Origin of the sequence: Lysobacter daejeonensis GH1-9 (assembly GCF_000768355.1) — a bacterium.
Lineage (GTDB): Bacteria > Pseudomonadota > Gammaproteobacteria > Xanthomonadales > Xanthomonadaceae > Aerolutibacter > Aerolutibacter daejeonensis.
In genome coordinates this window covers 123,672-140,748 of record NZ_AVPU01000004.1, presented here as the reverse complement: position 1 = coordinate 140,748, position 17,077 = coordinate 123,672, and the positions used below count along the sequence as shown (strand labels likewise).

The window sequence follows — 17,077 nt, the reverse complement described above, 5'->3', positions numbered from 1 at the left end:
CCCGTGCAGCACTCACATCGAGGATAACCAGAACCCCGTGCCACCCTCATCTCGAGCATAGCGAAAAAGCAACGACGGGTCCCGTTGCCGGAACCCGTCGTGCACCCTGACCGCTTTCGGGGTCGGTCAGAACTCGTAACGCGCCGTGAGGCTGTACTGGCGCGGTGCGCCGTAGAAGCCGGTGTAGACGCCCAGTGCACGGTTAAGGTTGTAGCCGGTGGTCAGATATTCCTCGTCCGTCAGGTTGCTGCCGTTGAGCGAGAAGGACCACGCGTTGTTCAGGCGCCACGTCACCCCCGCGTTCAGCAGTCCGTAGCCGTCCTGCGTGATCGGCGGGCGACCGTTGGGTGGTACTTCCGCGCGCTGGATCTCGGTGGTGGCCACTACTTCCGACTGGTAGCTGTAGCCCACACGGGCCGACAGGCTGCCACCGCCCGACAGGTCAGTGCGGTACTCAAGGTTGACTGCACCGGAGAACTCGGGCGCGTTGGTGAACTCCTGCTCATCGGCGATGTTCAGGCCGGCATAGCGAAACTCGTCATATTTTCCATCCAGCCATGCGAGATTGCCGCTGAACACCCAGTTGCGGACAGGCAGCCACTGGTACTCGACCTCCACACCGTTGACCGTACCCTTGCCGGCATTGGTGAAATCGCCGAAGAACGCGTCGTCCGTGCCGTCACCGTTGCTGTCATAGGCAGTAAACACCGAGAGCTGGATGTCCTCGTACTTGTTCTGGAACGCCGCCAGGTTGAGGAACAGTGTCTGGTCGAGGAACGCCATCTTGCTGCCGATCTCGAAGCTGTCCACGACCTCGTCATCGAACGGTTCGGCCGAGCGCGGAACGGCGGTTGCCTGGGCGCGGATGTTGTAGCCACCCGACTTGAACCCGCGCGTCGCCAACGCGTACAGCATGATGTCGTCGGTCGCCTGGTAGTTGAGCGAGACCTTCGGCGATGTGTTCTTGAAGTTGATCGACTTGTCGAAGTTCGCAACCGTGGAAATTGGACGCGTGAACGTGTCATCGCTGTAGCCGCGGTTCAGAACCGTCGCGCGCTTGTCCTCGTCGGTATAGCGGGCGCCAACGTCGAGCTTGAACTTCTCGGTCAGGTCAAACGTCCAGTCGGCATACAGCGCGACGCTCTCGGTGCGTACGACGCCTTGGGTATCGCCGAACAGGAGATTGAAGAAGTTGTTGAGCACCCGGCCGCCGGCGTCGCCGTCGAAGGCATACAGGCCCATCACGCCGCGGGCACGACCGCCACCGTCGAAGTTGGCCTGCAATTCGTGACTGACCTGCTCGTCGCTATAGAAGGCCTTGACGTCGGCAATCTTTGCCTGGGTGGTGTCAAAGTCAATGTTGGTTTCCGTGTCCGACTCGCGCTTGGCCAGCACGTACTTGAACGCCCAATCGTCGCTTGCGCGCCAGTTGACGGTCACCGACGCGCCACGAAGCTCGGTGTCGTTGACGTTCGGCATGCCATTGCGCACGTCGTAACGCGAATCCATTGGCGGCGCACTGGGAACAAAGCGATTGGCCCCCAGCATCTGCGCACCGCGCACCCCGGACTGGTCGTCCACCCAATCGAACGCGAACTGGACGTCGAAGTCGTCACCCGCATACGCGCCCAACTGACCACGCAGCGCAAGGATCTCCTTGTCACTGACCTCCTGGTCGGTCACCACGTTCTGGCCGAAGCCGTCACGATTCAGGCTCGCCACGGCGATGCGACCGCGCAGGCCGCTGTCAGCGCCGCCAATCGGGCCGCCGACCGCCGCCTTGACGTCGAGCTGGTTGTAGTTGCCGATGGTGACCGAGGCGTTGCCCTCGAAGTCGGTCGGCAGGCCACGCGAGATGTACTTGATCGCGCCGCCAATGGTGTTCTTGCCGTACAGGGTGCCCTGCGGGCCGCGCAGCACTTCCACCCGCTGGACATCGAACACATCGAGCAACGCGCCCTGCGGACGCGCGATGTAAACGTCATCCAGGTAGATGCCCACGCCCGGATCCACACCCCACAACGGGTCCGATTGGCCAATGCCGCGGATGTATGCCGTCACCGTGCTGCTGGACCCACGGGCCGCATAGACGGTGAGATTGGGCACGAGGGCATCGAGGTCACTGAGGTCCTCGACAGCCATCCGGTCCAGTGCGTCCGCGGTGAACGCAGTGACCGCGATCGGCACCTCCTGCAGCGTCTCCTCGCGCTTGCGCGAAGTCACCGTGATCTTGTCCAGCGTGGTGGCCTGCGCGGACTCCTGGCCCGTCGGCGCCGACTCCTGCGCCCACGCCGCCGGCGCCAGCAACGCGCTGGCGATGGCGAGGCTCAGGTACTTGCGGCTGTTCTTGCTACGACCCATTACGCACTCCTCCCCCGATTTCGTAGTGGCGCGGCCTGTCAGCCATCGCCTGATGGGACGACCCCACCATGGCCGCCAGACTAGGAGAGCCCCGTCACGTCGGCATCTGTACCTTCGGACAATGCCGGGGCGGCGGCCCGATCCGGAGACTTGCCATCCACCTGCAAGGCTCTGGAGCTGGGGATGGCGTTTCTGATCGTGCTGGCCGCGTTGTGCTTCCTGATGTTCGTGGCGTACCGCGGCTACAGCGTCATCCTGTTCGCGCCGGTGGCGGCGCTGGGCGCTGTGCTGCTGACCGACCCATCGCTGGTGGCGCCCATGTTCACCGGGCTGTTCATGGACAAGATGGTGGGTTTCCTCAAGCTCTACTTCCCGGTGTTCCTGCTGGGCGCCATCTTCGGCAAGCTGATCGAGGTGTCGGGCTTCTCCAAGTCGATCGTCGCCGCCACCATCCAGCTGGTGGGCGCCAGTCGGGCCATGCTGTCCATCGTCATCGTCTGCGCGCTGCTCACCTATGGCGGCGTGTCGCTGTTCGTGGTGGTGTTCGCGGTTTACCCCTTCGCAGCCGAGCTGTTCCGCCAAAGCAACATCCCCAAGCGGCTGATCCCGGGCACCATCGCGCTGGGCGCATTCACCTTCACCATGGACGCGCTGCCCGGCACGCCCCAGATCCAGAACATCATTCCCGCCTCGTTCTTTGGCACCAACGCCTGGGCCGCGCCGTGGCTGGGCATCCTGGGCGGCGTCTTCATCCTCATCGTGGGCCTGAGCTACCTTGAATGGCGCCGTCGCGCCGCCCTGAAGACCGGCGAGGGCTACGCCGACGGTGCTGCACTGGTGAACGAGCCGGCCTCGTTTGCTGGCGGCAAGCTGGCAAACCCGTTGATCGCGTTGCTGCCGCTGGTGCTGGTGGGCGTGAGCAACAAGCTGTTCACCAGCTGGATCCCGGGGTTTTACGGTGACAGCCACTCCTTCGACCCGGCGGTGATCGGCAGCACGCCGCCCGTCGTGCAGGAAGTCTCCAAGGTCGCCGCCATCTGGGCGGTGGAAGGCGCGTTGCTCGTCGGCATCGCCTGCGTGATCGCGTTCGCATGGAAACCGGTGATGGCCAGCTTTGCCGAAGGCACCAAGTCGGCCATCGGCGGCGCGATGCTGGCGGCCATGAATACCGCTTCGGAGTATGGTTTTGGGGCCGTCATCGCGGCCTTGCCGGGCTTCCTGGTCGTAGCCAATGCGCTGAGCGCCATCCCCAACCCACTGGTCAACGAAGCCGTCACCGTGACCGCGCTTGCAGGCATCACCGGCTCGGCATCAGGCGGCATGAGCATCGCCCTGGCGGCCATGGCAGAGACGTTCATTGCCAACGCCAACGCTGCCGGCATCCCGATGGAGGTTCTGCACCGCGTGGCGGCGATGGCTTCCGGCGGCATGGACACGCTGCCGCACAACGGCGCCGTGATCACACTGCTGGCCGTGACTGGCCTGACCCACCGCCAGGCCTACAAGGATGTTTTCGCGATCACGCTGATCAAGACCGCGGCGGTCTTCGTGGTCATCGCCGCGTTCTACCTGGCCGGGATCGTCTGACCCGCCACCCGACTTCAGGCCGGAGCCGATGCGGCTTGGGCATGGATCGGCAGCGACACCGCCATCACCGATGGGTCGTCGGGACTGGGCGCGACCTTGAACCCCAGCGCCTTGCACATCTCCAGCATGGTGCGGTTCTCCTGCAGCACCTCGCCGACGACCGAACGCAGCCCAAGCCAGCGCGCGTATTCGATCATGATCTGCATCAGTCGCCATCCCAGTCCGTGGCCCTTCAGGTCGGAGCGCACCAGGATCGCGTACTCGCCGTGGTCGTAGTTGGCGTCCGCGAGCAAGCGCACCGCCCCCAGCATGTCCCCGGTTTCCGGGTCGATGGCCACCAGCGCAATCGAGCGCGCGTAGTCCAGCTGGGTCAGCTGGGCGATGAATTCATGGCTGAAATGACGCACCGCCTGGAAGAAGCGCATGCGCAGGTCTTCATCCGACACATGGGTGAAGAACTCGCGGAACAGCGCCTCGTCCTCGGGCCGCACCGGGCGCACGAACACCTGGCGCCCGTGGCCGAGTTCGACATGTCGCTCCCATTCCTTGGGATAGGGCCGGATCGCGAACCGCGGATGGCCCGGTCCCTTGTGCAGGCGGGCCAGTGCTGACACGCCAATGCGCGCGTCCACCGCGATGACACCATCCTTGTCGGCCAGCAGCGGGTTGATGTCGATCTCGCGTATGTCGGGGACGTCGGCAGCGAGCTGCGCCAGCTTGACCAGCACCAGTGCGACTGCGCGCTCGTCAGCGGCCGGCACGTCGCGGTAAGCCTTGAGGATGCGCGAGACGCGGGTGCGGGCGATCATGTCGTGTGCAAGGCGGAGATCCAGTGGCGGCAGTTCCAGGGCCTTGTCGTTGATCATTTCCACTGCCGTACCGCCGCGACCAAACACAACTACCGGCCCGAAGGTCGCATCGTCCACCACACCGGCAATCAGCTCGCGGGCTTTGGTGCGCACGACCATGGGGTGCAGCGTGACTCCGTTGATGCGCGCGCCGGGACGAGCCTCGCGGGCACGCGACAGAATCGCGGTGGCGGCCTCGCGTACCGCGGCAGCGGTCGACAGATTGAGGCGAACACCGTCGATGTCGGACTTGTGGGTGATGTCCGGCGACAGGATCTTCACCGCCACCGCGCCGCCATCGGCCAGCATCGGCTCCGCCAGTCGCCCCGCCTCCTCGGCATCACCTGCGGTCACCACGGGCGTGATCGGGATGCCATAGGCCGCCAGCACGCGCGCTACTTCGCCCGGGTCCAACCACGCACGTCCGTCGGCCAGCGCACGCGCGACCGTATCGCGCGCCGCGGCCGTATCCACGACGAGATCGTCGGGCAAGCTGGGGGGCGTCTCCATCAACGAGGTCTTGGCCTCGCGGTGCCGGACCAGATACATGAAACCACGCACCGCATCAGCCTCGGTCGCATACGTTGGGATTCGCGCGGTCGTCAGGTGTTCGACCGCGGCATCGTTTGCGCCGAGCCATACGGCCAACACAGGCTTGCGCGCCACCGTGGCCGGAAGTGCCTTGCGTGCGTCGGCCAAGGCTTGGGCTCGCACGTCGGTAGGCACCAGCGCCGTGGGCACGTTCAACGCAAGGATCGCGTCGTTGCCCGGGTCCAGCGCCAATGCCGAGAACGCCGCCGCATATTCCGGGTTGCCTACCCCGCCATTGATGTCCACGGGATTGGTGCCGGGCCACACCGCCGAGGCCACCGCGTCGAGTTGGGCCACCGTTCCCTCACCCAAGCTGGCCAGCGTACCGCCCATGTCGCGCAGGCGGTCGGCGGCGAGCATGCCTGTCCCCCGCCCGTTGGCGAAAATCGCCAGCCGCGGCCCGGGAAAGGTATCCACGCGTCCGAGCGTTTCGGCAGCAGCGAAGAGTTCGTCCAGTGCCAAGACCCGCAGCATCCCGGCGCGCTGGAAAGCCGCTGCGTACACGGCATCGGGCGAAGCCAGCATCGCCGAGTGCGTCTTTGGTACGTGGATGGGCCGCGCGTGGCGGTCGGATTTCACCACCACCACCGGCTTCAGGCGGGCCGCAGCCCGCGCCGCCGACATGAACTTGCGCGCGTCGCGGATCGACTCGACATACAGCACGATCGCCCGGGTGCGGTGGTCACGGGCGAAGAAGTCGAGCAGGTCGGCAAAATCGACGTCCAGCTCATCGCCCAGCGATGCCACGGCAGAAAATCCGATCGATCGGCCCACGCCCCACTCGACCAGCGCTGCCGCTATGGCGGCCGACTGGGAAATCACTGCAATGTCGCCTGGCTGCGGGTGGTGCGCGGAGAAACTGGCATTGAGTCGCGCGTGCGGTGCGATGACACCCAAGCCGTTGGGCCCCACCAGACGCAGGCCATGGACCCGCGCCACCGCCGCCAGCCTGGCTGCCGGCGATCCGGGCCCATGCCCCAAGTCGGTGCCCAGCACGATGGCTGCGGTTGTTCCAAGCTCGGCCGCCGTCCGCGCGAGCGCGACCACCTTGGTGGGTGGTGCGGCCAGCACAACCAGCTCCGGCGTCCACCCCAGGTCCTGCAGGCGCGGCACCGCGGCCACGCCTTCGATCCGTGCGTGGCTGGGGTTGACCAGCCCCAAGGGGCCGGCAAATCCGGCCGCCTGCAGATTGCGGAGCACGGCGGCCCCGAGCGAGCGCTCCCGCGGGCTGCCGCCGACAACCGCGACGGAGCGGGGATTGAAAACGGACTCGAGGGAATAAGTGCTCATCTGCGGATGACGCCAATCCTCGCTGATCTGGTGATTGCCCGGCTTGATCGTCCTCAAACCGGCTCGCGGCCCAGGCGACGACGTCATTGCATCCTGCCGTGCGCGGGCAGGGATTGCACAGCATTGTGTCCTCGCGCGCTGTCACCCGAATGACGGCCACTGGCCGGGCCGATGCCATGCCGTTAGTATTTTGACTAACAAACCACTCATTGACTCGCTTGCAGCAAACACCCCGCAAGATCCTCCATGTCGACATGGATGCGTTCTACGCCTCCGTCGAGCAGCGCGACGACCCCGGCCTGCGCGGCCGTCCGGTGGTCGTGGCCTGGCGCGGTGCGCGCTCGGTGGTGTGCGCGGCCAGCTACGAGGCACGCAAGTTCGGCGTCCGCTCGGCCATGCCGGCGGTTCGGGCCGAGCGCCTGTGTCCGCACGCCGTGTTCGTGCCCCCCGATTTCGGCCGCTACAAGGCAGTGTCGCGGCAGATCCGCGAGATCTTTGCCCGCCACACCGATCTGATCGAACCGCTGTCGCTGGACGAGGCATACCTGGATGTCACCGTCACCAAGACCGGCCTGCCGTCGGCCACCGAAACCGCGCAGGCCATCCGCACCGCCATCCGCGACGAAACCCAGCTCACGGCGTCGGCGGGTGTCGCGCCCAACAAGTTCCTGGCCAAGATCGCTTCGGACTGGAACAAACCCGACGGCCTGTTCGTGATCCGCCCCCACCGCGCCGAAGCCTTTCTCACGCCGCTGCCGGTGGGTCGCCTGCCCGGCGTGGGCAAGGTGATGGAACTCAAGCTGGCCGAACTGGGGATCGCCACCGTGGGCGACCTGCGGGCCATGGGAGGCGACGCCCTGGAGCAGCGCTTCAGCCGCTGGGGACGCCGACTGCATGAGCTCTCGCTGGGCATCGATGAACACGCCGTGGTCACCGAACGCCCCACGGTGCAGATCTCCAGCGAGGACACCTTCGAACGCGACCTGCTGCTGGACGAACTGGAACCCCACATCCAGCGGCTGGCGGAGAAGACCTGGGCCGGGTACCAGCGCGAGATCGGTCGCCTAGCGCGCACGGTGGTGCTGAAGCTCAAGACCGGCGACTTCCGGACGCTCACCCGCAGCCTGACGCAACCCGCACCGCCGCTCGATGCCAAGGATCTGGCGCGCATCGCCTGCGAGCTGCGCAACCGCATCGATCTTCCTGCGAAGACGCGCTATCGACTGGTGGGCGTTGGTCTGTCCGGCTTCGTCGATGCCGACCAGTTCGAGGTCCAGAGCGATCTGTTCACGCCGCCCTGAGAAGGCGCGGGCACGGCTCGCTGGGAACGCAGACCCTGACCCACACCCCAAAAGCAGAAGAGCGGGCTTTCGCCCGCTCTTCCACGCGTACCGCTCGGAACCCGCCAGCGATTACTCGCCCGCCAGGCCCTCGCCTTCGGCCACGGCCTTCATCGACAGGCGGATGCGGCCCTGCTTGTCGACTTCCAGCACCTTGACCTTGACCACGTCACCTTCCTTGAGCTTGTCCGAGACCTTCTCGACGCGCTCGTTGGAGATCTGCGACACGTGCACCAGACCGTCCTTGCCCGGCAGGATGGTGACGAACGCACCGAAGTCCATGATCTTGGCGACCTTGCCTTCGTAGATGCGGCCCGGCTCCACGTCCGAGGTGATCTGCTCGATGCGCGCCTTCGCGGCCTGGGCAGCGGCGGCGTTGACCGAAGCGATGACGATGGTGCCGTCATCCTGGATGTCGATCTGGGTGCCGGTTTCCTTGGTGATGCCCTGGATGGTGGCACCGCCCTTGCCGATCACTTCGCGGATCTTGTCCGGGTGGATCTTGATGGTCAGCAGGCGCGGGGCGTACTCGCTCAGCTCGCTGCGCGGCGTGGTGAGCGCATTGGCCATCTCGCCGAGGATGTGCAGGCGGCCGGCCTTGGCCTGCGCCAGCGCGACCTTCATGATCTCCTCGGTGATGCCCTGGATCTTGATGTCCATCTGCAGCGCCGAGATGCCTTCAGCGGTACCGGCCACCTTGAAGTCCATGTCGCCGAGGTGATCCTCGTCACCCAGGATGTCGGACAGCACGACGAAGTTGTCGTCTTCCTTCACCAGGCCCATGGCGATACCGGCCACCGGCGCCTTGATCGGCACGCCCGCGTCCATCAGCGCCAGCGACGAACCGCAGACCGACGCCATCGACGACGAACCGTTCGACTCGGTGATTTCCGACACGACGCGGATGGTGTACGGGAACGCTTCCATGGTCGGCATGACAGCCAGCACGCCGCGCTTGGCGAGGCGGCCGTGGCCGATCTCGCGGCGCTTCGGGCCCATCATGCGGCCGGCTTCACCGACCGAGTACGGGGGGAAGTTGTAGTGGAACAGGAAGTGTTCCTTGTACTCGCCCGAAACGGCATCGATGATCTGGCCGTCACGCGCGGTGCCGAGGGTGGCGACCACGATCGCCTGCGTCTCGCCGCGGGTGAACAGCGAGGAGCCGTGGGTGCGCGGCAGCACCGACACCTTCGAGCTGATCGGGCGGATGGTGTCGAGCGCGCGGCCGTCGATGCGGATCTTGGTGCTCAGCACGGCGCCACGCATGGTCTGGTACTCGAGCTCGCCGAATTCCTTGGCGGCTTCGGCGGCGTTCCAGCCGTTGGCTTCGATCTGGCCGGCCAGCGACGCCAGCACTTCCTTCTTCAGCGCCGAGATCGCGTCGCGACGCTCGAGCTTGTTGCGGATCTGGAAGGCGTCAGCCAGGCGGTTGCCGATGGCAGCCTTCAGCGCGCCGATCAGCGCGTCGTTCTTGGCCGGGGCAACCCAGTCCCACTTCTGGGTGCCGGCTTCGGCAACCAGTTCGTTGATGGCGTTGATCGCGATCTGCATCTGCTGGTGACCGAACATCACCGCACCCAGCATCACGTCTTCCGACAGCTCCTTGGCCTCGGACTCGACCATCAGCACGGCGCTCTGGGTGCCGGCGACGACCAGCTCCAGGTCCGACTCCAGCAGTTCGCTGGTCGACGGGTTGAGGATGTACTCGCCGTTCTTGTAGCCAACCTTGGCGGCGCCGATCGGGCCCTGGAACGGGGCGCCGGTCAGGGCGACCGCGGCCGAGGCACCCAGCAGGGCCGGGATGTCACCGTCCACTTCCGGGTTCAGCGACATCACCGTGGCGATGATCTGGACTTCGTTCTTGAACTCTTCCGGGAACAGCGGACGGATCGGGCGGTCGATCAGGCGCGAGGTCAGCGTTTCCTTCTCGGTCGCGCGGCCTTCGCGCTTGAAGAAACCACCCGGGATGCGGCCACCGGCGTAGAACTTCTCCTGGTAGTCCACGGTCAGCGGGAAGAAGTCCTGGCCTTCGCGTGCGGTCTTGGCGGCGACGGCGGCCACCAGCACAACGGTGTCATCCATCTTGACGATGACGGCACCGCCGGCCTGGCGTGCGATTTCACCGGTTTCCAGGGTGACCTGGTGCTTGCCGTACTGGAAGGTCTTGGTAATTTTTGCCACGTTGGGTTCCTTCGATTTCGATGCGTTACGCACGGGGCCCCTGCCCCTCGCGTTCAGTGGCCGGGCGGCCACTTGGTGTTACGTGGGACGCCAGGTTTTCCGGCAGTCCCCAAAAACGAACCGCGGCGCATCACTGCGCCGCGGTGGGTGTCTCGGTTAGCGACGCAGACCGAGCTTCTCGATCAGCGCCTTGTAGCGCTCCACGTCCTTGCGCTTCAGGTAGTCCAGCAGGCTGCGACGGTTGTTGACCATCATCAGCAGGCCGCGACGGCTGTGGTGGTCCTGCTTGTGCTGCTTGAAGTGCTCGGTGAGCTGCTCGATGCGGGCGGTGAGCAGGGCGACCTGGACTTCCGGCGAACCGGTGTCGTTGGCGCCGCGCTTGTTGTCTTCGATGATCTTGCTGGTATCAATGGACATTGCGATATCTCGTGACGCGAGGCCTGCAGAAGCGAATCGGAACGCGTTATGCGCCGACGCACCGCTTGGCCCGCCTTTGCCAAAGGAAAAAAGCACCCGATGGGTGCCTGCTTGCTGTTGAAAGCCCGCGAATTGTAGCCCGCGAGGGTTTCCGGAACAAGGTTTTACTGACTCGAAACCCTGCCGGGCCCGCGATTGACCCGGGCGGGCGTGACTACGCGACCGCCCAGATGAACAGGCGTTGCGCCCGCAGCACGCCCTCGTGCACCTGCCCCAGCCCCAGCGCGCGCTCAGTCTCATCCAGCACGGCGACCAGACCATCCACGGAGGGGTTCGGCAACGTGACCGTTTGGCCTCGCCCCAGGCGCAGCGCATCGGCCGCATCCAGCGTGACGTGCGGGAACCCGGCCAGTCCGGCCTCGAGCGGCAGCAATGCCTCCATGAGCCGGTCCTCGCCCTCGGCGGCGAGCGCCTCAAGGGCTTCCAGCGTCCACATCCGCGGTGCGGTGAAGGGCTCCACCCATAGGCGCCGCAGCACGGCGACGTGCGCCCCGCAGCCAAGCGCCTCGCCCAGGTCACGCACCAGGCTGCGGATATAGGTGCCCGATCCACATTCCACGCGCAGGTGCACCCGGTTGCCGTCACGGCTGAGCAGGCGGATCCGGCGGACCTCCACCTCGCGCACGGGGGCGTCAATGGCCTCGCCCCGGCGTGCCTTGGCATACAACGGCTCGCCGCCCTGCTTGAGCGCCGAGTAGATGGGGGCACGCTGCTGGATCTCGCCCACCAGCGGCTGCAGCGCGGCCTCAATGGCGGCGTCATCCAGCGCGGGGACAGACCGCTCCTGCAGCACCACGCCATCGGCGTCGTCGGTGTCGGTGGTGATGCCCAGCACTGCCACCGTCTCGTAGGCCTTGTAGGCACCCAGCAGGAGCCCTGCGATCTTGGTCGCTTCGCCCAGGCACAGTGGCAGGAGTCCGGTCGCCAGAGGGTCCAAAGCGCCGGTGTGGCCACCCTTCTCCGCACGGAACAGGTGCCGCACGCGTTGCAGCGCCTGGTTGGAGCTCAACCCCTGCGGCTTGTCCAGCAACACGATGCCGTGCAGCGGACGGAATACGGTGCGCGCTTTCCTGCTCATTCCCAGTCCAATCGTGAAAAAGGCGGCCGGAGCCGCCTTCCTGGATCACTTCGAGCCGTCGGTATCCGGTTCGTCGCCGTCGTCGCCTTCCGCCTCGTCCCGCAGATCGGGCAGATCACGCAGCAGCAGGTCGATGCGTTCGCCCTTGTCCACCGAATCGTCATAGTGGAAATGCAGCTCCGGCACGTGCCGCAGCTTCATCGCGCGGCCCAGCTGGTAGCGCATTTCCGGCGTCAACGCCTTCAACTCCTTGACCGCGGCGGCAGAACTCTCCTGCAGCAACGCGGTCACGAACACCTTCGCGTGCGCCAGGTCACGGGTGACCTCCACGTCGGACACGCTGAGCGACGGCAGGCCGTGCTCGCGCACGGTCTGGTGCACGATCTTGCCCAGCTCACGACGGAGCTGGGCGGATACGCGATCACTGCGGTAGAACGACTTCTGTGCCATGGCTTAGAGGGTACGCGCCACTTCGATACGCTCGAAGCACTCGATCTGGTCGCCGGGCTTGACGTCGTTGTACGCCTTCACGCCGATACCGCACTCGGTGCCGTTACGCACTTCGTCCACGTTCTCCTTGAAGCGGCGCAGCGATTCCAGCTCGCCCTCGAAGACCACGGTGTTGTCGCGCAGCACGCGGATCGGCTTGGAGCGCTTGACCACGCCCTCGACCACCATGCAGCCGGCAACCGCGCCGAACTTGGAGCTGCGGAACACGTCGCGGACCTCGGCGATGCCGATGATCTCTTCGCGGATCTCCACGCCCAGCAAGCCGGACGCCACCTGCTTCACCTGGTCGATCACGTCATAGATGATCGAGAAGTAACGCAGGTCGACGCCATTGGTCTCGATGACCTTGCGCGCCGAGGCATCGGCACGGACGTTGAAGCCGATGATCGTCGCCTTCGAGGTCGAGGCCAGGGTGGCGTCGGACTCGGTGATGCCGCCCACGCCCGAACCGATGACGTTGATGCGGATCGCGTCGGTCGACAGGCCGGTGAGGGCCTCGCGCAGGGCCTGCACCGAACCATGCACGTCGGCCTTGACCACCAGGTTGAGGGTCTGCTGGCCTTCGCCCGAGCCCATCTGGGCCAGGATGTCTTCCATGCGGTTGCCGGCCTGGGCGACCAGGCGCGATTCGCGGCGCTTGGCGTCACGCTGCTGCGCAACGTCCTTGGCCAGGCGCTCGTCGTCGACGACCACGAAGTCGTCGCCCGAATCCGGCACGCCCGACAGGCCGAGCACCTGCACCGGGATCGACGGGGTCGCCTCCGGCACCTGCTCGCCACGCTCGTCGAACAGCGCGCGCACGCGGCCGTACTGCACGCCGCAGACCAGGTAGTCGCCCTTCTTCAGGGTGCCGGACTGGACCAGCACGGTGGCGACCGGGCCACGACCCTTGTCCAGCGAGGACTCGATGACCACGCCATTGGCGCGACCGTCGCGCACCGCGCTCAGTTCCAGCAGTTCGGCCTGGATGGAGATCGCGTCCAGCAGCGCGTCGATGCCCTGGCCGGTCTTGGCCGAGATCTCCACGAACTGGGTATCACCACCAAACTCTTCGGCCACCACTTCCTCGGCCAGCAGCTCGTTCTTCACTCGCAGCGGATCGGCGTCGGACTTGTCGATCTTGTTGACGGCCACGATCAGCGGCACCTTGGCCGCCTTGGCGTGCTGCACCGCTTCCTTGGTCTGCGGCTTGACGCCGTCGTCGGCCGCCACGACCAGCACCACGATGTCGGTCAGCTTGGCGCCGCGGGCACGCATCGCGGAGAACGCGGCGTGGCCCGGGGTGTCCAGGAAGCTGATGACGCCACGGTCGGTTTCGACGTGGTACGCACCGATGTGCTGGGTGATGCCACCGGCCTCGCCCGACACGACCTTGGTACGGCGGATGTAATCCAGCAGCGAGGTCTTGCCGTGGTCGACGTGGCCCATGATGGTGACCACCGGCGGACGCGCGACCTTCTCGCCCTGCGTGTCCTCCACGTGCGCCAGCAGCTCGTCCTCGACGTTGCCGGCGTCGGCCTTCAGCGCGACGTGGCCCAGCTCCTCGGTGACCAGTACCGCGGTGTCGTGGTCGATGGATTGGTTGATGGTCGCCATGACGCCCATCTTGAACAGCGCCTTGACCACCTCGCCGCCCTTCATCGCAAGCTTCTGCGCCAGGTCGGCCACGGTGATCGTCTCGCCGATGGCCACTTCGCGCACGACCGGCGCGGTGGGGCGCTCGAAGGCGTGCTTGCCACCGCCGGTGCGGGCCTGTTCGGACCCCCGGCGCGGGCGGTTGCCACCGGCCGGCCGGCCACGCGCACCGGTGGAACGGCGGGCGCGGTCGGACGCACTCAGGTGCATCTGGCCGGCAAAGCGGCTGGCGCGATCATCGTCCTCGACGCCGGCCACCATGACATGCGAGCCACGCGGCTTGTGCGCGGGTGCGCGTGTCGCGTCGGCGCGCGGCGCCACGGCAGGCTTGGGATGGGCGTGGGCGTGGGCAGGCGCCGGCTTGCGGGCCGGGGCCTCCTCGTCCGCGGACACGACACCGGCGGCCTCGAGTGCAGCACGGGCCTCGGCTTCGGCCTTCAGGCGCGCAGCCTCTTCCGCTTCGCGGCGGACGCGGTCCTGCTCCTCGGCACGCTGACGGTCGGTCTCGGCCAGGCGGCGCTGCTCGTCGAGGTTGCGCTGGCGCGACTCCTCAAGCTTGCGCAGGATCTCGGCACGCTCGTCGGTGACCGGGCCTGCCTTCTCGGCAGCGGCATCGCGCGGCGAAAGGGTGATCTTCTTGCGCACGACCACGTCCACCGTGGTCTTGCCACCCTTGCTGCCGCCCACCGTGATTTCCTGCTTGCGGCTGCGGTTGAGCGTGATCTTCTTGGGCGCCTCGCCAGCTTCCTCGGCGGCCTCGACCTTGCCGTGGGAGCGCTTGAGGAAGCCAAGCAGCTTGACCTTCTCGATGCTGGTCACGACCTGGTCGGGGCCGCTGAACGGCATGCCGGCTTCGGCGAGCTGTTCCAGCAGCTTCTCGACCGGCGTGTTCACCAGTGCGGCCAGCTTGCGGATAGTGGTTTGCTGCGACATTCGGTTTCCGTGTCCTCGTGGCGTGGGACGCATCCCGCGCGTGATGGAGCGATTCTAGCCCTGCGGTGGCGGCCAAACCCTGTTCAGGGTGACCGCCGGCCGGGTTCTACTCGAACCAGTGCTTGCGGGCTTCCATGATCAGCGCCGCGGCGCGTTCCTGGTCGATGCCCTCGATATCGGTGAGCTCGTCCGTGGCCATGTCGGCCAGGTCGTCGCGGGTCACCACGCCACGGGCAGCCAGGGCGTAGGCGGTGGCCTCGTCCATGCCTTCCAGCGAGAGCAGGTCGGCGGCGGGCTGGTGTTCCTCCAGCTCCTCTTCCGCCGCCAGCGCATCGTTGAGCAGGGCGTCGCGGGCACGCGAGCGCAGCTCCTCGACGATGTCCTCGTCAAAGCCTTCGACCGCCAACAGTTCGCCGACCGGTACGTAGGCAATTTCCTCGACGGTGTTGAAGCCTTCCGCCACCAGGATGCCGGCGATTTCCTCGTCCACTTCCAGCTTGTCCATGAACAGCTGGCGGGCCGCATTCTGCTCGGCTTCCGACTTGGCGGTGACCTGGTCCTGGGTCATCACGTTGAGCTGCCAGCCGGTCAGGCGGCTGGCCAGGCGCACGTTCTGGCCGCCCTTGCCGATGGCCTGCGCGAGGCGCTCTTCGGCCACGGCCAGGTCCATCGAATGCTTCTCTTCATCGACGATGATCGACTGCACTTCGGCCGGCGCCATCGCATTGATGACGAACTGCGCCGGGTTGTCCGACCACAGCACGATGTCCACGCGCTCGCCGTTGAGCTCGTTGCTCACGGCCTGCACGCGCGAGCCGCGCATGCCGATGCACGCGCCGATCGGATCGGTGCGGTTGTCGTGGGCCAGCACGGCGATCTTCGCGCGGTCACCCGGATCGCGGGCGCAAGCCTTGATGGACACCAGGCCCTGGCCGACTTCCGGCACCTCGAGCTTGAACAGCTCCATCATGAACTCCGGCGCCGCGCGGCTGATGAACAGCTGCGGGCCACGGGGCTCGTTGCGCACGTCGAACAGGTAGCCGCGGATGCGGTCGCCGGTGCGGACCACGTCGCGCGGGATGCCCTTGTCCTTCGGGATGATCGCCTCGGCGTTGCCGCCCAGGTCGACGTAGATGTTGCCGCGCTCCACGCGCTTGACGATGCCGGTGACCAGCTCGCCCACGCGATCCTTCCACGCGTCCACCACCTGCTGGCGCTCGGCTTCGCGCACGCGCTGCACGATCACCTGCTTGGCGGCCTGCGCGGCGATGCGGCCGAACTCCGGGTTCTCGATCTGCTCTTCGATGTAGTCGCCCACCTCGGCGCCTTCGACCTCGTCGATGGCGTCCATCAGGCGGATCTGGCGGTCGACGGAGTCCATGACCACGTCATCGGCCACGACTTCCATGCGGCGGAAGGTCTCGTAGCTGCCATCCTTCTGGTCGATCTTGACGCGAACCAGCACGTCTTCGTCGTGGTAGCGCTTCTTCGCGGCCGATGCCAACGCGGCCTCGATCGCCTCGAAGATCACTTCCCGCGGCACGCCCTTCTCATTGGCAACCGCATCAACGACCAGCAACAGTTCCTTGCTCATCTCGATTACTCCGCACGGGACGGCTTGTCGGCCGCCGGCTTCTTGGTGGATTTGTTGGATTTGCTCTTGCCCGGGCGCGCGTCGCGGCCGGACTTGTCCCTGGCAGGCGCGAGGCCCAGGGCCACCCAATCGGGGACCAGGCGCGCCTTCTCGATGTTGTCGACCGACACCACGAAAGGCGTGCCGTCGATGCTGAACGTGACCATGTCGCCTTCGACCGCATCGATGCGACCCTGCAGGCGACGACGTCCGCCCTGCGGCAGCTTCAGCGCCACCTTGGCCGACTCACCGGCGAAGCGCGCGAAGTGCGCTGCGGTGAACAGCGGCCGGTCGATGCCCGGCGAGGACACCTCCAGCGTGTAGTTGGCGCTGATCGGGTCCTCGACGTCGAGCTGGGCGGACACCTCGCGGCTCACGGCCTCGCACTCATCAATGCCGACCATGCGCGGCTCGCCATCCTCGCCCGGCTCGGCGTCTTCCGGCATGTCGATGTACAGGCGCAGGGTGGTGCCGCCGGTCGACGGCAGGTACTCCACGCCCAACAGCTCGACGCCCAGCGACGCAACCGTCGGGGCCAGCAGGTTGGAAATTTCGGTCGCCTTGTCCGTCACGCGTAAAAGCTCCTGCGGTTGTGACCTGCGAATGGGTACTG

11 protein-coding genes are annotated in these 17,077 nt (G+C 66.3%); 2 read left to right on the top strand and 9 right to left on the bottom strand.

The genetic code is table 11. The features are described 5' to 3' along the window. Positions 1–126: 126 nt before the first annotated feature. On the bottom strand, positions 127–2,361 hold the full coding sequence (locus N800_RS03755) for a TonB-dependent receptor (RefSeq protein ID WP_052107886.1): 2,235 nt from the start codon (positions 2,359–2,361) through the stop codon (positions 127–129). Positions 2,362–2,544: 183 nt separating this feature from the next. Between N800_RS03755 and N800_RS03750 the strand changes: the two genes are divergently transcribed. Then, on the top strand, positions 2,545–3,948 hold the full coding sequence (locus N800_RS03750) for a GntP family permease (RefSeq protein ID WP_036135013.1): 1,404 nt from the start codon (positions 2,545–2,547) through the stop codon (positions 3,946–3,948). Positions 3,949–3,962: 14 nt separating this feature from the next. Here the strand turns inward: N800_RS03750 and N800_RS03745 are convergent, their stop codons facing one another. Continuing rightward, a complete protein-coding gene (locus tag N800_RS03745; RefSeq protein WP_036135155.1) occupies positions 3,963–6,677 on the bottom strand; it encodes a bifunctional acetate--CoA ligase family protein/GNAT family N-acetyltransferase in 2,715 nt (904 codons plus the stop codon). Between the two features lie 218 nt (positions 6,678–6,895). Between N800_RS03745 and dinB the strand changes: the two genes are divergently transcribed. Continuing rightward, positions 6,896–7,978: a DNA polymerase IV gene (gene dinB, locus N800_RS03740; protein WP_156962863.1), complete on the top strand. Its 1,083-nt coding sequence runs from the start codon at positions 6,896–6,898 to the stop codon at positions 7,976–7,978. Positions 7,979–8,089: 111 nt separating this feature from the next. Here the strand turns inward: dinB and pnp are convergent, their stop codons facing one another. The 7 genes from pnp to rimP all read right to left on the bottom strand — a co-directional run bounded on the left by pnp (position 8,090) and on the right by rimP (position 17,036). Further along, positions 8,090–10,198, bottom strand: a complete 2,109-nt coding sequence (pnp, locus tag N800_RS03735) for a polyribonucleotide nucleotidyltransferase (protein ID WP_036135009.1) — start codon at positions 10,196–10,198, stop codon at positions 8,090–8,092. A 156-nt stretch (positions 10,199–10,354) separates the two neighbouring features. Continuing rightward, positions 10,355–10,615, bottom strand: coding sequence for a 30S ribosomal protein S15 (rpsO, locus tag N800_RS03730; protein WP_036135007.1), 261 nt, complete (start codon positions 10,613–10,615; stop codon positions 10,355–10,357). Between the two features lie 214 nt (positions 10,616–10,829). Further along, on the bottom strand, positions 10,830–11,753 hold the full coding sequence (gene truB, locus N800_RS03725) for a tRNA pseudouridine(55) synthase TruB (protein WP_036135004.1): 924 nt from the start codon (positions 11,751–11,753) through the stop codon (positions 10,830–10,832). Positions 11,754–11,798: 45 nt separating this feature from the next. Continuing rightward, a complete protein-coding gene (gene rbfA / locus N800_RS03720; protein ID WP_036135003.1) occupies positions 11,799–12,203 on the bottom strand; it encodes a 30S ribosome-binding factor RbfA in 405 nt (134 codons plus the stop codon). Between the two features lie 3 nt (positions 12,204–12,206). Then, positions 12,207–14,831: a translation initiation factor IF-2 gene (gene infB, locus N800_RS03715; protein WP_036135001.1), complete on the bottom strand. Its 2,625-nt coding sequence runs from the start codon at positions 14,829–14,831 to the stop codon at positions 12,207–12,209. A gap of 106 nt (positions 14,832–14,937) precedes the next feature. Then, the gene (gene nusA, locus N800_RS03710) at positions 14,938–16,425 is read right to left on the bottom strand and encodes a transcription termination factor NusA (RefSeq protein WP_036135000.1); all 1,488 of its coding nucleotides are present in this window, start codon (positions 16,423–16,425) and stop codon (positions 14,938–14,940) included. 5 nt (positions 16,426–16,430) lie between these two features. Beyond that, positions 16,431–17,036, bottom strand: a complete 606-nt coding sequence (gene rimP / locus N800_RS03705) for a ribosome maturation factor RimP (RefSeq protein WP_036134996.1) — start codon at positions 17,034–17,036, stop codon at positions 16,431–16,433. Positions 17,037–17,077 lie beyond the last annotated feature (41 nt).